Genomic DNA, 17,046 nt, shown 5'->3' on the forward strand with positions numbered 1-17,046 from the left:
TCCCCGGCCGCGGACCGAGGCCGTTCAGGGGGCGCCGACCAGTTGCTGGTTCCCCAGCGCGGCGGTGTGGGCGTCCATCCGCTCCGCGGACAGGATCGCGGCGGCGGTGTCGGCACGCGAGGCGGCGACGACGAGGGCGCGGCCGGCGAGGGCGTGGGCACGCCGGTGCAGGGTGGCCGGGTCGGCGCCGCTGAGGCCCGCGTGTCGGGCGGGCGGGGCGCCGCGCAGCCTGGAGACCTGCTCGGCGATGGCCTGTGCCGCCTGGTCGAGCCCGAGCTCGTCGGTCACGGCCAGCAGCGCGGCGAGGTGGCCCGCGAGCTGGATGTCCAGTTCTTCTTCGCGGGAGCGGTGAGGGTACTGCGCCTCGTCGGCCATCGAGTGGACCGACTTGGTGCGGATCGGCTCGTACATGGGGATGGCCTCCTGCTCACGGTCAGGAGACCATCCTACATTGGATTCAGTCTAAAGTTGAGCCCGGTCGGGAGTGGCTCGTGTGCGGCGCCTACGGCTGCCCGTATCCGTCAAGGAACGTCCCGATCCGCGTCACGGCGTCCGCCAGGTCCTTCGTCGTCGGCAACGTCACGATCCGGAAGTGGTCGGGCTCCGGCCAGTTGAAGCCCGTGCCGTGCACGACCATGATCTTCTCGGCCCGCAGGAGGTCCAGCACCATCTGCCGGTCGTCCTTGATCTTGTAGACCTTGGGGTCGAGCCGCGGGAACAGATACAGCGCCCCCTTCGGCTTCACACAGGTCACGCCGGGGATCTGCGTCAGCAGGTCGTACGCGACATCGCGCTGCTCCAGGATCCGCCCGCCCGGCAGCACCAGGTCCTCGATCGACTGCCGGCCGCCCAGCGCGGTGGCCACCGCGTGCTGCGAGGGCATGTTCGCGCACAGGCGCATGTTGGCCAGGATCGTCAGGCCCTCGATGTAGGAGGACGCGTGCGCCTTGGGGCCGCAGACCGCCATCCAGCCGGAGCGGTATCCGGCCACCCGGTAGTTCTTGGACAGCCCGTTGAAGGTGAGGACCATCAGGTCGGGGGCGATCGCGGCGGTGGGGGTGTGCGTGGCGCCGTCGTACAGGATCTTGTCGTAGATCTCGTCCGAGCAGACCACCAGATTGTGCCGCCGGGCGATCTCGGTGAGGCTGCGCAGCATCTCGTCGTCGTAAACGGCGCCGGTCGGGTTGTTCGGGTTGATGATCACGATCGCCTTGGTGCGGTCGGTGATCTTGCGCTCGATGTCCGCCAGGTCGGGCATCCAGTCGGACTGCTCGTCGCACCGGTAGTGCACGGCCGTGCCGCCCGACAGAGAGACGGACGCCGTCCACAGGGGGTAGTCCGGGGCCGGTACGAGGACCTCGTCGCCGTCGTCGAGCAGTGCCTGCATCGACATCTGGATCAGCTCGGAGACGCCGTTGCCGAGATAGACGTCCTCGACGTCGAGCTCGATGCCCTTCGTCTGGTAGTGCTGCATCACCGCCCGCCGCGCCGACAGCAGCCCCTTCGCGTCCCCGTACCCATGGGCGGTGCTGAGGTTGCGGAGCATGTCCTCGAGGATCTCCGGCGGGGACTCGAAGCCGAAGGCCGCCGGGTTGCCGGTGTTCAGCTTGAGGATGCGATGACCTGCTGCCTCCAGCCGCATCGCCTCCTCGAGGACCGGGCCCCGGATTTCGTAACAGACGTTTGCGAGCTTCGTGGACTGGATCACCTGCATGCCCGTGAGCTTACGGGCGCGTCGGGATGATCGCTCCGCTTTTCGGGCCGCGCGGGGCGCAGGGTGAATGTCCGCTTTGTGCTTTCCGGGGTGGCGGCGCCCCGACCCCTTGGAAACCGCAGCGAGGAGCACCGGCCGCCTGCGAAACCGGCCGTGGCCCGGGCGGGTGTTGCCCTCGTCACGTGCGGTACTGTTGCTCGCCCGAGCAGTGCTCCCGGTGATCCGGGGCAGTGCCTTCGCGACCGAGGAGGTGAGACCCATTCCCGCGACAGCAGGCTGGGTGCCCTCATCCCACAGCCGAGCGGTCCACCTGGCCTAGGTGACCGCGAGGGCGCCCTCGTTGGTGCCCCGAAAGGCTTTCATGTCGGTCTCCGAGCTGTACCCACCCCACTCCGCCGTCGTCTCCGCCCTGCGTTCGGCAGGCTGTGTCTTCGCGGAGGACGAGGCGGTCCTGCTGGTCTCCGCCGCCCGCGACCGCGGCGAACTCGCCGCCATGGTCGAGCGGCGCGTGATCGGCCTTCCCCTGGAGCATGTACTCGGCTGGGCCGAGTTCCACGGCCGGCGGATGGCCGTCGATCCCGGTGTCTTCGTACCCCGCCGCCGCAGCGAGTTCCTCGTCGACCGGGCCCTGGCGCTCGCCCCGCCCCGCCCCGTCGTCGTCGACCTGTGCTGCGGTTCAGGAGCGCTGGGCGCGGCGGTGCTCCACACCCTCGGGGCCGGTGAACTGCACGCCGCCGACATCGAGCCGGCCGCCGTGCGCTGCGCCCGCCGCAACGTCGAGCCGGTCGGCGGGCGGGTCTACGAGGGGGACCTCTACGCGCCGCTGCCCGGCCGGCTGGCCGGCCGCGTCGACGTGCTCATCGCCAACGCCCCGTACGTACCGAGCGGCGAGATCGGGCTGCTGCCCCCCGAGGCCCGCGACCACGAGCCGCTGGTGGCCCTGGACGGCGGTGCGGACGGGCTCGACATCCAGCGGCGGGTGACCGCGCAGGCCCGGCGTTGGCTCGCGCCCGGCGGTGCGCTGCTCATCGAGACGAGCGGGCGGCAGGCGCCGCGGACCGAGGCCGCGTTCACCGGCCACGGCCTCGGTGCCCGGGTGGCCGTCTGCGAGGAGCGGGACGCGACCGTCGTGATCGGGACGAGGCCGGACGACGGCTGAACAGCGGGGCCGCGTGATCCCGTTGAGCCGCGATCCCCGCGCGTCCTGTGCCGCGATCCCCGCGCGTCCTGTGCCGCGAATCCCGCGCGTCGCCGTCTGCGCGGCGCACGCACGCATGGAAGGGCCCCGGGAGCGAGCGAGTCGCTCTCCGGGGCCCTTCCGGACCGATCAGGCGTTGACGCAGGCGTTGCCCGCCGCCGGGTTGAGCAGACCGATGACGTTGATGGAGTTGCCACAGACGTTGACCGGGACGTGGACCGGGACCTGGATGACGTTCCCGGACAGGACGCCCGGGGAGCCGACGGCGGCACCGTTGGCACCCGCGTCGGCCATGGCAGGCGCGGCGCTGCCCAGGGCCATGACGATGCCTGCCGCAACGGCTGCGGCCTTCATGTGCTTCATTTCGATCCTTTCAGCAGTGGCGCCATGCGCAGACACGACCTTCGCGCTACGCCGCCGGACGATTTCCGGGCATGCCCCTCTGCGGAACGAGTGACGAGATGATTCCCGCCGGGAACCCGTTCGGAGACGGGCAGTTCGAAAAGTCACTCGTATGCCTCACGAGTCATTCTTCGAACCGTGGTGCGGATTGCGTGGAAGAATTCCATTGTCTGACTGCCGATTTGCATTTCCGCGCCGACATGCCGCCGCGCACGCGCCGACACGCCCCGCGCACGACGCCGCCCCCGGGCGCGGGATGCGCTCGGGGGCGGGGCCGGGGAGGGCGCGACGACGGCTAGTCGATGGCGGAGCCGTTGCCCGACAGGACCGGGATGTCGCTGAGGATGTGCGACAGCGGCTCGTCACCCTTGGCCTGGGTGGAGTTCTCGACGCACTGCTGGTTCTGCGGGGCCGACAGGATCGGGATGTCCTGGACGCCGATGTTCAGGAGGCCGACGACGCTCTGGACGTTGGCCTTGGCCGGGAGGCCGATGCAGGGCTTGTTCAGCGAGCCCTGGATGAGGCTCATCTGCGGGCTCATGTCGCCGTAGGTGGCGGAGTTGCCGTACTCCTGCGAGGCGAAGTTGCCGCTCGCGGAGTTGGTGCCGCCGTCGTTGCCGAGAGCCAGAGCCTGGGGGGCCATCATCGCACCCGCGCCCGCCATCGATGCGGTGACCATGGCCGTCGTCAGAATCTTCTTGATCACTTACTTGTCCCTTTTCGCTATGAACGCTCGAACGCGGAGCAGCCTGATCAACTGCGCAGGCCCAGTTTGGTTCCGGTCGTTCACCCGAATGCCGTAACGGGTGGCCGGCTGGTGCACAATTGGCGACCCTGTAAGCCAATCGATCGGTGAATTCAATATGACAATTATGGCGACCGGGTCGGTGTCCGCCGAGGAGAAGGGCCGGCGACAGGCCGTCAGGGAGGGGGTCGGCGGCAGCCGGTCCCTCGCATGGCTGCTCGTGGTCACGGGTGCGGCGGGACTGCTGTCGGCGTGGGTGATCACCCTCGACAAGATCAAGCTGGCGGAGGATCCGGGATTCAAACCTGGCTGCAGCCTCAACCCCGTGGTGTCGTGCGGCAGCGTCATGGAGAGCGCCCAGGCGGCGGCCTTCGGCTTCCCCAACCCGATGCTCGGCCTGGCGACGTACCCGGTGGTGATCGGCATCGGCACGGCTCTGCTGTCCGGCGCCCGCTTCGGACGGGCGTACTGGCTCGGCCTGAACGCCGGCTGTCTCTTCGGCGTGGGCTTCTGCACCTGGCTGCAGTACCAGTCGCTGTACGAGATCAACGCGCTGTGCCTGTGGTGCTCGCTGGCCTGGGTCGCCACGATCTTCATGTTCTGGTACGTGACCTCGCACAACGTCCGCCAGGGTCTGCTGCCCGCCCCGGCCTGGCTGCGCGGCTTCCTCGACGAGTTCACCTGGGTGCCGCCCGTGCTGCACACCGGTGTGATCGGCATGCTGATCCTGACCCGCTGGTGGGACTTCTGGACGGCGTGACCCGGCCGGAGGGTGAGACCCGGAGGGCGAAACGGAGGACCCCGGCGGCCGATGGCCGCCGGGGTCCTTGACGTGCGGGCGCGACTAGTCGATCGCCGAGCCGTTGCCCGACAGGATCGGGATGTCGTTGAGGATGTGCGACAGCGGCTCGTCGCCCTTGGCCTGGGTGGAGTTCTCGACGCACTGCTGGTTCTGCGGGGCCGACAGGACCGGGATGTCCTGGACGCCGATGTTGACGAGGCCGACGATGCTCTGGACGTTGCCCTTGATCGGCAGGCCGATGCAGGGCTTGTTGAGCGAGCCCTGGACCAGGCTCATCTGCGGGCTCATGTCGCCGTGCGTGGCGGAGTTGCCGTAGCTCTGCGTGGCGCCGTTGCCGCTCAGCGAGTTGGTGCCGCCGTCGTTGCCGAGGGCCATAGCCTGCGGCGCCATGGCCGCGCCGGCGGCCGCCACGGAGAGCGCCAGCGCTGCCGTGGCCGTAACCTTCTTCAGCATTTTCTGTCCTTCTGTTGCATGGATGCCCGCCGTTGGAGCTCCCTGGACAACCGCCCGCCTCGGGGTTTGGTTCTCCCGGTTCACTCCAACGGCCCTGTCCCGGAAGCACCGGTTGCCGTGGCCGGGGGACGGCATGCGGGGCGGCCCCGCCGCAGGTCGCCGACGGGGCTGCCCCGGTCTGCCGCCGCTGCCGTCCGGCCGGTCAGCCGCCCAGCGAGAGGCCGCCCAGCATCGGCGTCAGCGAACCGGCCGTCTTCAGCACCTTCTCCGGTGCGTTGCCCCGCAGGTTGTTCAGCTCGACCGCGCTGCCCGCCACCTCGTTCACCGCGGAGCCCGCCTCGGCCGAATCCATCTGCGGGAGCGAAGACGCCACTTCGGCGATGCCGGCGGTGAGGCTCATGGGCGGCATGTTCGCCGAGTCGGCGGCGAAGGCGGGAGAAGTCGCCCCCAGCGCCGCCACGGAGCCCGCAACGATCGCAGCAGCCTTCGAGTACTTCATCTTTTCGAATCCCTTTCCCCGGCGGTGTTCTCCGCCGTCGACAGGAGTAACGAGCCGTCGTCGTCGGGGAAACCCCGGATCCCCGCCTTTCTCCGTCAGGCCGGGCGACGCCAAGCCGGGCCGCCGGTGGGCTCTCAACGAGCGAGCGGCGAAAGGGTTTTGCTGAATCACTCGATGGATTGTTCCCGTTCTCTTCGCTCTTACTGTCGCGCCAGCGTGAAAGGGTCGTATGCAAGGCAAATGAGATGGCCTCCAGATGGCTCCATGTGCGCGTCCTGCGTGATTTCCAGCTAGCTTTCTGACAAAGTGCACTCCTGTTTTGTCGACTTGATCGCAAATGGAGAGCCACCCATGCCGAAGTCGCCGGGCTTCGCTGCGCGAGGCGTCCTGGCAGCACTGCTCTGCACGGCGTTTTCGGCAGCTTCTCTCATGGCCGCGGCGGCCCCGGCCCCCACGCCCCCGGAAGCACCTCGGATCCCGTTCACCGAGCGCTATCACGCGGTGCACCACGGCGGAATCGTCCGGGCCGCGAACTCCGCCGTCACCTGCCGTACGCCGGAGACCTCCACCGCCACTCCCTGTTCCGCGGTCCGGCGGGGCGCACAAGGCGTCAACGGCGACTACGACATGTTCTACGTCGACCTCGACGACGACCCCAACACCTACAACTCGAGCCGAGCGCTGCTCGCCCTCCCCGCCGACTCCCGCGTGCGCTACGCCCGCCTGTACTGGGGCGGCAACCTCCGGGTCGGGGAGCAGAAACCCCCGAAGGACAACGGCCGCATCCTGGTCGCGGAACCGGGCGGCGAGTACAAGGAGGTGGTGGCGGACACCCGGATCGCGCACCGCGACACGGACGGCAGCGACGCCTACCAGGCATCCGCCGACCTCACACCCCTGGTGCGCCGCAGCGGCTCCGGATACTGGACCGTCGCCCAGATCAACGTGGCGAGGGGCCACTCCGAAGCAGGCGCCTGGGGCGGCTGGACACTGGTCGTCGCGTACGAGAAGGACGACGAACCGCTGCGCGAACTCTCCATCAGAGACGGCTTCGAGACCCTCGGTCCCGGCCGTCCGGACCACTCGCTGACACTCACCGGCCTGCGGATCCGGCCGGGCGCCTCCGGGTACGCCGGGCTCGTCGCCTACAACGGCGACCGCGCCGCACACGGCGACGGCGCCGCACACGGCGACTCGGCCGGTGTACGGGCCGGCGGCGGAAAACCCCTCGCACTCACCGACTCCGCCAATCCGGCGGACGACGTGATGAATTCGACCATCACCGACCTCGGCACGACAGTGAGCGGACGGCGGCCCGCCCACGTCAACACCCTCGGCTACGACTCCGACCTGTTCGACATCGGCCCCGCACTGGCGGGCGGAGCCGATTCCCTGACCTTCCGGTTCGGCGCCGGGAAACGCGGTCATTTCCTCGGGGTCCTCTTTCTCCAGGCCGACGCGCGCCGCTGATCGCCGATTTACGCATCTACAGTCCACCGCGCTCGAAGAAGGCCGCACGTGCTGCAAAGAAACCGGACTGAGAAGAGCCGACTCACGGTGTTCCACCTGGTTCAGCCGGTGGACGGCGGAGTCGCACGAGTCGTCACCGACCTTGTCACGCAACAGGTCCGGGCGGGCATCCGCCCCGTCGTCGCGTGCCCCCCGCAGGGCCGGCTGCCGGGCCTTGCGGCACAGGCCGGTGCCGTCGTGCACCCCTGGCCGGCCGACCGGGCGCCAGGGCCGCGGCTCGCCGCGGAGGTACGTACCGCGGCCCGGCTGATCCGCGACAGCGGACCGCACGTCGTGCACGCGCACAGCGCCAAGGCCGGTCTCGCCGGACGGCTCGCGGTACGCGGCCGGGTGCCGACGGTCTTCCAGCCGCACGCCTGGTCGTTCGACGCCGTAAAGGGCAGCACCGCCGAACTGGCCCTGACCTGGGAGCGGTACGGCACCCGCTGGAGCACCCGCACCCTGTGCGTCAGCGAGAGCGAGCGCCGCGCCGGGGAGGCGGCCGGCATCCGGGCCCACTGGTCGGTGATCCGCAACGGCATCGACCTCGCCCACTTCACCGCCCCCACCGGCGGCGGCCGGGCCGCGGCCCGCTCGTCGCTGCCCGAGCCGTTCCGCGTACCGGCGGACACGCCCCTCGCCGTCTGCGTCGGCAGGCTCTGCCGGCAGAAGGGCCAGGACGTGCTCCTGCGGGCCTGGCCCGCCGTGACGGCAGCGGTCCCCGGCGCCCGGCTGGTGCTGGTCGGCGACGGGCCGGACGGGACGGAGCTGCGGCGCGGCGCACCGCCGGGCGTGCTCTTCGCCGGCGACCGCGCGGACACCCGGCCGTGGCTGCACGCCGCGGACGCGGCCGTGCTCCCGTCGCGCTGGGAAGGCATGGCGCTCGCCCCGCTCGAGGCGATGGCCTGCGGGCTGCCCGTCGTGGTCAGCGACGTCAGCGGTGCCAGGGAGAGCCTGCCGCCCGGCCAGGAGCCTTACGCGCTGGTCCCGCCGGAGGACCCGCACGCGCTCGCCGCTGCGCTCGTCCGGCTGCTCACGCGGCCGGAGCTCCGCCGCGACCTGGGCCGCCGGGCCGAGGAACACATCCGGGCCACATCCGACGTGCGCGGCACCGCGGCGGCCGTTCTCGGCCTCTACCAGGAACTGCTCAGCACGTACCGACCCATGACGAGGAAGCGCACCGAACGATGACGACGGACAGTGCTCCTGCGCCCCGCACCGCCCAGGCGACGGTCACCCGCCGCTCTGCTCCCTCGATCCACCCGCCCCGCCGGGTGTCCGGCCGTCGCCCCGCGGCGGGCGCGCACCGCGCCGCCGCACGGCGCGAGCGTGCCACCGTACTGTTCGCGGCCGACGCCCTCGCCGCGGTCGGCACCGTCCTCGCCGCACCCGCCGTGCTGTGGTCACAGGCCCCACCGCCGCTGATCGCCGTAGTGCCGCTCGTGCTGCTCCAGGCCGTTCTGCACACCCGGTGCGGCCTCTACCGGCGCCGGCTGTCGCCCTCCGCCCTCGCCGAACTCCCGACGCTCTACGGGCTCCTGCTGCTCCAGTGGTACGCCGTCGCCGAGGCCCTCGTCGCCCTCGACGGCCGTTACGCGGCAGGCCCGGCAGCCCCGGCCCTCGCGGCCGCGGGGCACGCGCTGCTCGCCTGCGCCGGGCGGGCGGCCGTCCACCGCGGCCGGCGCCTCGCGGCCGCGCGCCGACCGCGTTCGGCGCTGGTCGTGGGCCACGGGCCGCTCGCCCAGCAGGTCACCGCGGCCCTGTACGACCACCCCGAGTACGGGATGCGGCCCGTGGGACAGGTCGACCCGGACCGTCGGGCCGAAACGGTACCGGCTGCGCTGCCCGTGCTCACCGGGACGCACGACGTCAGCCGCGCGGTCATCCAGAACGCCGTGAACCACGCCGTCCTCACCCAGCCGCCCGAGCCCGGCCCGGAGGGCGCAGCGCTGCTCGAACTGTTCGAGCGGCACGGCTGCCGCGTCTGGCTGGTCGACGCCACACCGGCCGCGCGCGCCGCGCGTCGCGGCGGCGACCACCTGTGGGGCTTCTCCGTACGCCACCTCGATGCTGCACGCACCCCGATCGCCCTCGCCGGGAAGCGGGCCATGGACCTCTGCCTCGCCGCCCTCGCCCTCGTCGCCGCCGCGCCTCTTCTGGCGGCCTGCGCGCTCGCCGTCCGGATCTGCGACGGGCCCGGTGTCATCTTCCGGCAGGAACGCGTCGGCCTCGACGGACGGCCGTTCGTCCTGCTGAAGTTCCGCACTGTCAGCCCCGCCGACGAGCATGAGTCCGCGACCCGCTGGAGCGTGGCCATGGACCGGCGGATGAGCATCACCGGCAGCCTGCTGCGCCGCACGTCGCTCGACGAACTTCCGCAGCTGTGGAACGTGCTGCGCGGCGACATGAGCCTCGTCGGTCCGAGACCCGAACGGCCCTACTTCGTCGCCAAGTTCAGCCACGAACACCCCGGCTACCAGGACCGGCACCGGATGCCCGCCGGCATCACCGGGCTGGCCCAGATCCACGGTCTGCGCGGGGACACCTCCATCGAGGAACGCGCCCGCTTCGACAACCACTACATCGAGACCTGGTCGCTGTGGCAGGACGTGTGCATCCTGGCGCGCACCGCCGCCTCACTGTTCAGGCTGGGGGGCAGCTGAGCATGACCGCCGCCACCTGGACCGCCACGCCGGGCCGGCGTGTGCCGACGCTGCGCCTGCTGCGCCTGCTGCCCCTCGTCGCGACCGTGCTGCTGCCGGCCGCGCCGCTGCCTGCGGCGAGCGGCGACACCGGCACCGTCGCCTGGGCGGACATCGCCTCCGCGGTCCTGGTGGTCTGGTGCACCGCGGAGGTACTGCGCCGCGGGTCCCGGCCGTTGACGCCCGCCGCCGCGGTCGTCTTCGGCCTGCCCGTCGTCGGCTTCGCGGTCGCCACGCTCACCGCCGCCGACCCGCAGGGCGCGGTGCCCGGCTTCGTGCGCTACCTCCAGGTCTTCGTCCTGGTGCCGGTCGCCGTCGTGCTGCTCCTGCGCGACGCCCGCGACTTCCGGGTCGTCGCGGGCTGGCTCGTCCTGCTCGCCCTCGCTCAGGGCGCGATCGGCACCTACCAGTACGCCACCGGCACCGGCGCGTCGTACATGGGCGAGGACATCCGCGCCGTCGGGACGTTCGGCCCGACGGACGTCATGGGGATGGCGACCGTCGTCTCGTACGGGCTGCTCGCCGCGCTCGCGCTCGCCCTGCGGACCCCGCCCGACGCGCCCGTCTGGCTGAAGCCGTGCGCGGCCGCCGCGGCGGCCGCGCTCGTCGTGCCGCTGGCCCTCTCGTTCAGCCGCGGCTCGTGGATCGCCACGTCGCTCGCCGCCGTCGCGGTGACGGCCCTGACCGGACTGCGGCGGGCGGTCCGGGTCCTGGCCGCCGTGGCGGCACTCGGTGTCGTGCTCGTCGGCGGTCTCGGTATCGGCTCCGAGATGATCTCCGAGCGGGTCGGCAGCATCACCCGGGTCACCCACGCGCCGGACCGGTCGGTCGGCGACCGGTACGCCATGTGGGCCGCGGCGGCCGGGATGTGGCGCGAGGAGCCGGCCGCGGGGGTCGGCCTCAAGGGCTTCCCCGCGCACCGCGACGGTCACGCGTCGATCGGGCTCTCGTCCGGCAGCGACACGGCGGGTGCGGGCCGGGCGTTCGAGAAGCAGCCGCTGCTGTCCCCGCACAACATGTATCTGCTGGTCCTGGGCGAACAGGGCCTGATCGGCCTGACCGCGTTCGCCGGCAGCCTGGCCGCGCTCCTGGTCCTGGGGGTGCGCCGCCTCGTCCGCGCGGGCGGCGCCGGCGGCGCGGAGCGCGCCGTGGACTGCGGGCTCGTGGCCGTCGGCCTGATGCTCTGGCAGACCGTCGACTTCCTCTACGCGGACATCGGCGGCCCGTCGACCGTGCTGACCGGGGTGGTGATCGGCCTGACGGCGTGGTGGGCGCTCGGCAGGAAGGTCGCGTGACTGGCGCCGGAGGGGGCCGTGCCCGGCACGTGGACCGGGGCCCCGGGTGGATCGCGGCGCTCCGGGCCGGCCTCCACGCGCTGCGCCGCCACGCCGCCATGCCCAAACACCGGGGTCGGCACGCGGCCGTGACGTCCCCCCGCTCGCCGGACGCCCCCGCCCCGGCCGGGCGTGCCACCCCCCGCGCGCGGCACGCCGCCCCGGCGACCGCCCAGGCCGTGCGGCATGCCGCTTCGGCGTACGCCGGTGGTCGGGAGGCGCCCGCGGTGCGTGCCGGAACGTCCCGGTCGGCGGTGGACACCGCAGGTCCCGGTCCGGCCGCCGTGGTCGACGGGCGGCACGCCGACTCTGCGGCGGGCCGCCCCCCGGCCCCCGGCCCCGGTCCGGCCGTCCCGGTCGGGTCCTCCGCGCGGCACGCGGCCCCCGCGCAGGTCGCGCACACACCCCCCCGGCTCGGACGGTTTCTCGTCAGGGCCGCCGCCGTCACTGCGGGGTTGACCGTGGCCGGGGCGGTGCTCGGGCTGGTGCGGGACCAGACGATCGCGCATCTCTTCGGGGCGGGGGTCGAGAGCGACGCGTTCCTCATCGCCTGGACCGTTCCGGAGATGGCCTCCACGCTCCTCATCGAGGACGCGATGGCCCTGCTGCTCGTACCCGCCTTCAGCCTCGCCCTCGCGCGGCGGGCGGCGGGCGGGGAGGAAGGCGCCGGCGATCCCGTATGGGAGCTGATGTCCGCCACCTTCCCACGGCTCTTCGCCGTGCTCACCTGCGTGGCCGGGGCGCTGCTGATCGGCGCGCCGCTCGTCGTGCGGGTCCTCGCGCCCGGGTTCGGCGATCCGCAGCTCGCCGTGGACTGCACCCGGCTGACCGCGCTGACCGTCCTCACCTTCGGCGTCACCGGCTACTTCAGCGCGGGCCTGCGCGCCCACGGCAGCTTCGTCCGCCCGGCGAGCGTCTACGCCGCCTACAACACCGGCATCATCGGCACGACCCTCGCCCTGCACTCCGCGTGGGGCGTGCGCGCCGCCGCCGCCGGTGTCGCCGTCGGCGGGCTGCTCATGGTCGCCGTCCAACTCCCGGCGGTCGCACGCCGCATGACGCTGCTTCCGCTCGTACGCCGACCGCTTTCGAAGCCGCCACTGCTCGGCGCGGCGGTCCTCGCCCCGGTCGTGCTCTTCGCGGTCGGCCGTCAGTCCCAGGTCCTGGTCGAACGCTTCCTCGCCGCCCCGCTCCCCGCCGGAGCGATCTCCCATCTCAACTACGCGCAGAAGGTCGCGCAGATGCCGATGGTGCTGTCGCTGATGGTCTGCACGGTGACGTTCCCCGTCGTCGCCACGGCCATGGCGGAGGGTGACCGGGAGCGCGCCCGCCGCCGGGTCGAGCAGGACCTCGCACTGGCCGGGGCGACGGTGCTGCTCGGCACCGCGATCGTCATCGGCTACGCGCCGCAGATCATCGAAGTGCTGTTCCAGCGTGGCGCGTTCGACGCGCAGGACACCGTGACCACTGCCGCGGTCATGCGTGTGTACGCGGCCGGGCTCCTCGGCCACTGCCTCGTCAGCGCGCTGGGCCGGCCGTTCTTCTCCTCCGGCCGGCCCACCTGGTTCCCCGCGGCCGCCATGGCCGCGGGGCTCGCGGTCACCACCGCGGCCGGCGCGGCCGCCGTCGGCCCGTGGGGAGTGCACGGCATCGCGGCCGCGAACGCCGCCGGTATCAGCACCACCGCGCTGCTCCTGCTGCGCGGCCTCGGGTCCCGGATCGTCGCCATCCAGGTGCGTTCCGTCGTCATCCGCATCGGGCGGCTCGTGGTGGCCGCCGCCGCCGCGACGGCCGCCGGGCTGCTCGCCGGGCCGACGACCGGGGGGCCGGCGCAGAGCCTGGCGGCGGGCTGCCTGCTCGTACCCGCCGTCTTCCTGCTCACCGCCCGCGCCCTGCGTGCCCCCGAAGCCGTCCATCTGCTGGCTCTCGCCCGACGGAGGTTGCGTCATGTCCACTGATACCGCAATGCCACCGGTCGCCGGGGAGTTCACCCTGCCGTGGATCTGGATGTACCACGCCGTGGGCGACCCCTCCGACGATCCGTACGGCATCACCGTCGGGCCCGACCGGCTCGACCTGCACCTCGGCTGGCTGCGCGCGCGGGGGCTGCGGGGCGTCGGCGTGGCCCGCCTGCTGCGGGCCCAGGCCGAGGGCCGGGCCGCCGGGCTGGTGGGCCTGACCTTCGACGACGGCTACGCCGACTTCACCGAAGCCGCCCTCCCGGTCCTGCGCCGGCACGGCTGCTCGGCCACCCTGTTCGTGCTTCCCGGCCAGCTCGGCGGCAGCAACGAGTGGGACCCGAAGGGGCCACGGCGTCCACTGCTCACCGCCCGGCAGATCCGGGCCGCGGCGCACGCCGGCACGGAGATCGCCTCGCACGGCCTGCTCCACCGCGACCTGGTCGGCCGCCCCGACGACGTACTGCACGAGGAGACGGTCCGCAGCCGCGAACTGCTGGGCGAGCTGACGGGCAGTGCCCCCGTCGGGTTCTGCTACCCGTACGGCACCTTCGACCGGCGCGCCGCCGACGCCGTGCGTCGCGCCGGATACGCGTACGCCTGCGCCATCGCCCCCGGTGCGCGGGCCGGCTCGTACGCCCTGCCCCGCACCCACATCAGCCACGCCGACCGGGGCGCGCGGCTGTGGGTGAAGCGGCTGCGGCACCGGGCGCGGCGCCATCCGGCTCTGGCGCCCGTGTCCGCCGTCGGCGTCGGAGGCGATGCCCGATGAAGGTGCTGCACGTCATCACCGGTCTCGGCGTCGGCGGCGCGGAGCAGCAACTGCGCCTGCTGCTGAGGCACCTGCCCGCCCGGTGCGACGTGCTGACGCTGACCGCGCCCGGTCCGGTCGCCGAGGGGCTGCGCGCCGACGGGGTGCCCGTCACCCACCTCGGCATGCGCGGCAACACGGACGTCACCGCTCTGCCGCGCCTGGTCCGCTTCATCCGGCGCGGCCGCTACGACCTGGTCCACACGCACCTCTACCGTGCCTGCGTCTACGGGCGGACCGCCGCGCGACTGGCCGGGGTGCCGGTGGCCGTCGCCACGGAGCACTCGCTGGGCGCCGACGAGATCGAGGGGCGGCCGCTCACCCCGTGGACCCGCGCGCTGTACCTGGCCACGGAACGGCTCGGCGCCGCGACCGTCGCCGTCTCGGACACCGTGGCCGGGCGGCTGCGGGCCTGGGGCGTCCCCGGCCCCCGCATCCACGTCGTGCCGAACGGCATCGAGGCGGCCCGGTTCCGGTTCGACCCGGCCGCCCGCCGGGCCACCCGCGCCCGGCTGGGCGTCCCCGACGGTGCGTTCGTCGTGGGCGGCGTGGGCCGGTTCGTCCCCGGCAAACGCTTCGGCGTCCTCGTCGAGGCGGTCGCCGCGCTGCCCGGTGCCCGGCTGCTGCTCGCCGGCGACGGCCCGGAGCGGGCAGCGCTGTGCGCCCTGGCGAAGCGGCTCGGGGCGGCCGACCGCGTCCGGCTGCTCGGCGAGTGCGACCGGGACGGCGTCGCGGCGCTGCTGTCCGCGCTGGACGTCTTCGTGTCGGCCTCCCGCGACGAGGCGTTCGGGCTCGCCGTCGTGGAGGCGCTCGCGGCCGGGCTGCCCGTACTGCACAGCACCTGCCCCGCCGTCGACGACCTGCCCCCCGACGACGCGCCGGGCGCCACCCGGCTGCACGACGGTGGCGCGCCCGAACTCGCCGCCGCCCTGCGCTCCGCGGCGGCCTCGGGCACGCACCGGCTGCCGCCGCCCCGCGCCGTCGGGCACTACGACATCGCGCGCAGCGGCCGCCTCCTCATGGACGTCTACGCGCACGCCCTCGACACCACCCGGCCGCCGTCCGTCCCCGCCCACCCCACCCGGAGAACACTTCCATGACCGAGTCGCCCGCACAGAAGCCCGCCGCCCCCGGCCGGTTCCGCCTCCTCCTCACCAGGACCAGCCGCCTGCCCGTCTGGTGGCCGCTGCCGCTCTGCGCCCTGCTCGGCACGGTCTGCGGCGTCTCCTACGGGCTGCTCAAGGCGCCCGAGTACGCGGCCACCAGCTACGTCGTCGCCGTGCCCGCCAAGGACTCCGACCCGGCCGCGGCGCTCGGCTTCGCCCAGGCGTACGGCCGGATCGCGACCAGCGACTCGACCCTCTCGTACGCGCGGGTCGCGGCCGGCGTACCGGCACGTGAACTGCGCACCCGGGTCGAGACGGAGACCTCGCCCGACTCGCCCATGATCGCGATCACCGGCACGTCGAGCCGGCCCGCGGAGGCCGCCGACATCGCCAACGCGGTCGCCGACGCCGTCTTCGTGAGCAGCAACCAGGTGTCCAAGGACACGGGTGTCTCACTGACCCTCTTCTCCCAGGCCATCACCCCGGACGAGCCGGTGTCCCTGCCCGCCGCGCTGAGCGCCGCCGTCGGCGGCTGCGCCGGCGGGCTGCTCGGCGGGCTGGTGCTGCTCGTACGGCCGCGCCGCACGAACGACGTCACCCCGGGCGGCGTACCCGCACCCGCGCGGCACCCCGAGCCGGCGGGCGAACGGGAGTTGGTGTGACGTCCACGGAGAGGAGAGGCGTCCGCGTCACGCTCTGCCGCGACCCGGAGCTCTTCGCCGCCCTGGGCCCGGAGTGGAACCGGCTGCACGGCGACTGCGCCACCGCCACCCCGTTCCAGAGCCATGCCTGGCTCCACTCGTGGTGGCGGTCCTACGGGACGCGGGGCCGGCTGCGCGTCGTACTCGTACGCCTCGACGGCCGGCTGATCGCCGCCGCGCCGCTGATGCTGGCGCACGGCCCCATGCCGCTGCTCGTCCCCGTCGGCTGCGGCATCTCCGACTACGGTGACGTCCTGGTCGACGGCGGCCATCCGCGCACGGCGGTCTCCGCGTTGGAACGCGGCCTCGCCAGGGCCGCGCGCCATGCGGTCGTCGACCTGCGCGAGGTACGGCCGGGAGCGGCGGCGGAGCGGCTCTACGAGACCTGGAAGGGAGCCCGCGCCCGCCTCACCGACTCGGTCTGCATGGAGCTGCCGGCCGCGCCGGTCGAGGAGCTCGCCAAGCGGATGGCCCGGGCACGGGCGCAGCGCGTGCGGGCCAAGCTGCGCAAGATCGACGCTTTGAGGATCGAGGCGCACACCGTGCCGGAGCCCGAAGTGGCCGATGCCGTGGCCCATCTGCTGCGGCTGCACGAGCTGCAGTGGCGCGGGCGCGGGGTCAACCCGGAGCACCTCAGACCCCGGTTCGCCGCTCATCTCGTGCGCGCCACCAAGGCGATGGCCCGCCGCGGCGAGGCCGCGTTGACCGTGTACCGGATGGACGGGGAGGTCGTCGCGGCCGCTCTGACCCTGTGCTCCCCTCACCTGGCGGGCGGCTACCTGTACGGGGCCGACCCCGGGTTGAGGGAGCGGAAGGTCGATGTGGTGGCCATGCTGATGCGGCAGGACGCGCGGCGGGCCGCCGACGCAGGCCGCGGTGTGCTGAGCCTGCTGCGCGGGGCGGAGCCGTACAAGAACCACTGGCGCCCGGAAACCGTCACCAACCAGCGGCTGCTGATGTCCCATCCCGCGCTGGAACCGCTGCTGCGGCTCCACGAGGCGCGCGCCCGGCTGCGCGACCGGGCCGCGGAGACCGTACGGGAGCGGCTGCCGGCCGCACGTGAGTGGCGGGACCGGCTGAACGGGCGGCGGGCGGCCGCCGCGAGGCCCTGA

Annotated in this window: 17 protein-coding genes; 11 read left to right on the forward strand and 6 right to left on the reverse strand. The window is 73.0% G+C overall.

Annotated features, from left to right (window positions below):
• Positions 1-24 precede the first annotated feature (24 nt).
• Entirely contained in the window at positions 25-411 is a 387-nt protein-coding gene (locus AB0903_RS11790) for a hypothetical protein (protein ID WP_366701554.1), read from the reverse strand.
• A 91-nt stretch (positions 412-502) separates the two neighbouring features.
• Complete coding sequence (locus AB0903_RS11795; protein ID WP_366701556.1) at positions 503-1,714, reverse strand: pyridoxal phosphate-dependent aminotransferase; 1,212 nt, start codon at positions 1,712-1,714, stop codon at positions 503-505.
• Positions 1,715-2,075: 361 nt separating this feature from the next.
• Here AB0903_RS11795 and AB0903_RS11800 point away from each other — a divergent pair, with 361 nt between their 5' ends.
• Positions 2,076-2,873: a putative protein N(5)-glutamine methyltransferase gene (locus tag AB0903_RS11800; protein ID WP_366701558.1), complete on the forward strand. Its 798-nt coding sequence runs from the start codon at positions 2,076-2,078 to the stop codon at positions 2,871-2,873.
• A gap of 168 nt (positions 2,874-3,041) precedes the next feature.
• Here the strand turns inward: AB0903_RS11800 and AB0903_RS11805 are convergent, their stop codons facing one another.
• Together AB0903_RS11805 and AB0903_RS11810 are read right to left on the reverse strand one after the other, a co-directional pair.
• Positions 3,042-3,275, reverse strand: a complete 234-nt coding sequence (locus tag AB0903_RS11805; RefSeq protein ID WP_366701560.1) for a chaplin — start codon at positions 3,273-3,275, stop codon at positions 3,042-3,044.
• Between the two features lie 334 nt (positions 3,276-3,609).
• Positions 3,610-4,020 carry a rodlin gene (locus AB0903_RS11810; RefSeq protein WP_366701562.1) on the reverse strand — a complete coding sequence of 137 codons (411 nt, stop codon included), beginning with the start codon at positions 4,018-4,020 and terminating at the stop codon, positions 3,610-3,612.
• A 166-nt stretch (positions 4,021-4,186) separates the two neighbouring features.
• On the opposite strand from AB0903_RS11810, the gene AB0903_RS11815 reads away from it, so the two are divergent.
• Positions 4,187-4,819, forward strand: a complete 633-nt coding sequence (locus AB0903_RS11815; protein ID WP_366701564.1) for a vitamin K epoxide reductase family protein — start codon at positions 4,187-4,189, stop codon at positions 4,817-4,819.
• An 84-nt stretch (positions 4,820-4,903) separates the two neighbouring features.
• Here AB0903_RS11815 and AB0903_RS11820 read toward each other — a convergent pair whose 3' ends face one another.
• Both AB0903_RS11820 and AB0903_RS11825 read right to left on the reverse strand, forming a co-directional pair.
• On the reverse strand, positions 4,904-5,314 hold the full coding sequence (locus AB0903_RS11820; RefSeq protein WP_366701566.1) for a rodlin: 411 nt from the start codon (positions 5,312-5,314) through the stop codon (positions 4,904-4,906).
• 202 nt (positions 5,315-5,516) lie between these two features.
• Positions 5,517-5,813, reverse strand: coding sequence for a hypothetical protein (locus tag AB0903_RS11825; RefSeq protein WP_366701568.1), 297 nt, complete (start codon positions 5,811-5,813; stop codon positions 5,517-5,519).
• Positions 5,814-6,164: 351 nt separating this feature from the next.
• On the opposite strand from AB0903_RS11825, the gene AB0903_RS11830 reads away from it, so the two are divergent.
• The 9 genes from AB0903_RS11830 to AB0903_RS11870 are packed head-to-tail and all read left to right on the forward strand — an operon-like array spanning position 6,165 to position 17,046.
• Positions 6,165-7,283 (forward strand): DUF3344 domain-containing protein, encoded by a 1,119-nt coding sequence (locus tag AB0903_RS11830; protein ID WP_366701570.1) that lies wholly within the window; start codon positions 6,165-6,167, stop codon positions 7,281-7,283.
• A gap of 48 nt (positions 7,284-7,331) precedes the next feature.
• Positions 7,332-8,513 carry a glycosyltransferase family 4 protein gene (locus AB0903_RS11835; RefSeq protein WP_366701572.1) on the forward strand — a complete coding sequence of 394 codons (1,182 nt, stop codon included), beginning with the start codon at positions 7,332-7,334 and terminating at the stop codon, positions 8,511-8,513.
• Positions 8,510-9,985 (forward strand): exopolysaccharide biosynthesis polyprenyl glycosylphosphotransferase, encoded by a 1,476-nt coding sequence (locus AB0903_RS11840; RefSeq protein ID WP_366701574.1) that lies wholly within the window; start codon positions 8,510-8,512, stop codon positions 9,983-9,985. The genes AB0903_RS11835 and AB0903_RS11840 overlap by 4 nt, the downstream gene beginning before the upstream one ends.
• A gap of 2 nt (positions 9,986-9,987) precedes the next feature.
• A complete protein-coding gene (locus AB0903_RS11845) occupies positions 9,988-11,319 on the forward strand; it encodes an O-antigen ligase family protein (RefSeq protein WP_366701576.1) in 1,332 nt (443 codons plus the stop codon).
• Complete coding sequence (locus AB0903_RS11850; RefSeq protein ID WP_366701578.1) at positions 11,316-13,316, forward strand: lipid II flippase MurJ; 2,001 nt, start codon at positions 11,316-11,318, stop codon at positions 13,314-13,316. The genes AB0903_RS11845 and AB0903_RS11850 overlap by 4 nt, the downstream gene beginning before the upstream one ends.
• Entirely contained in the window at positions 13,306-14,088 is a 783-nt protein-coding gene (locus AB0903_RS11855) for a polysaccharide deacetylase family protein (RefSeq protein WP_366701580.1), read from the forward strand. Before AB0903_RS11850 ends, AB0903_RS11855 begins: the two co-directional genes overlap by 11 nt.
• Complete coding sequence (locus tag AB0903_RS11860) at positions 14,085-15,227, forward strand: glycosyltransferase (protein ID WP_366701582.1); 1,143 nt, start codon at positions 14,085-14,087, stop codon at positions 15,225-15,227. Before AB0903_RS11855 ends, AB0903_RS11860 begins: the two co-directional genes overlap by 4 nt.
• Entirely contained in the window at positions 15,224-15,895 is a 672-nt protein-coding gene (locus tag AB0903_RS11865) for a lipopolysaccharide biosynthesis protein (RefSeq protein ID WP_366701584.1), read from the forward strand. The genes AB0903_RS11860 and AB0903_RS11865 overlap by 4 nt, the downstream gene beginning before the upstream one ends.
• Positions 15,892-17,046 (forward strand): GNAT family N-acetyltransferase, encoded by a 1,155-nt coding sequence (locus AB0903_RS11870; protein WP_366701586.1) that lies wholly within the window; start codon positions 15,892-15,894, stop codon positions 17,044-17,046. Before AB0903_RS11865 ends, AB0903_RS11870 begins: the two co-directional genes overlap by 4 nt.

The sequence above is a fragment of the Streptomyces sp. NPDC048389 genome, from assembly GCF_040706335.1.
Lineage (GTDB): Bacteria > Actinomycetota > Actinomycetes > Streptomycetales > Streptomycetaceae > Streptomyces.

Bases quoted from the DNA above. Each gene is read 5' to 3' on its own strand.
- AB0903_RS11790 (WP_366701554.1), bottom strand. From the start codon at position 411: ATGTACGAGCCGATCCGCACCAAGTCGGTCCACTCGATGGCCGACGAG.
- AB0903_RS11860 (WP_366701582.1), top strand. From the start codon at position 14,085: ATGAAGGTGCTGCACGTCATCACCGGTCTCGGCGTCGGCGGCGCGGAG.
- AB0903_RS11795 (WP_366701556.1), bottom strand. From the start codon at position 1,714: ATGCAGGTGATCCAGTCCACGAAGCTCGCAAACGTCTGTTACGAAATC.
- AB0903_RS11840 (WP_366701574.1), top strand. From the start codon at position 8,510: ATGACGACGGACAGTGCTCCTGCGCCCCGCACCGCCCAGGCGACGGTC.
- AB0903_RS11805 (WP_366701560.1), bottom strand. From the start codon at position 3,275: ATGAAGCACATGAAGGCCGCAGCCGTTGCGGCAGGCATCGTCATGGCC.
- AB0903_RS11825 (WP_366701568.1), bottom strand. From the start codon at position 5,813: ATGAAGTACTCGAAGGCTGCTGCGATCGTTGCGGGCTCCGTGGCGGCG.
- AB0903_RS11815 (WP_366701564.1), top strand. From the start codon at position 4,187: ATGGCGACCGGGTCGGTGTCCGCCGAGGAGAAGGGCCGGCGACAGGCC.
- AB0903_RS11855 (WP_366701580.1), top strand. From the start codon at position 13,306: ATGTCCACTGATACCGCAATGCCACCGGTCGCCGGGGAGTTCACCCTG.
- AB0903_RS11820 (WP_366701566.1), bottom strand. From the start codon at position 5,314: ATGCTGAAGAAGGTTACGGCCACGGCAGCGCTGGCGCTCTCCGTGGCG.
- AB0903_RS11800 (WP_366701558.1), top strand. From the start codon at position 2,076: ATGTCGGTCTCCGAGCTGTACCCACCCCACTCCGCCGTCGTCTCCGCC.
- AB0903_RS11865 (WP_366701584.1), top strand. From the start codon at position 15,224: ATGACCGAGTCGCCCGCACAGAAGCCCGCCGCCCCCGGCCGGTTCCGC.
- AB0903_RS11845 (WP_366701576.1), top strand. From the start codon at position 9,988: ATGACCGCCGCCACCTGGACCGCCACGCCGGGCCGGCGTGTGCCGACG.
- AB0903_RS11830 (WP_366701570.1), top strand. From the start codon at position 6,165: ATGCCGAAGTCGCCGGGCTTCGCTGCGCGAGGCGTCCTGGCAGCACTG.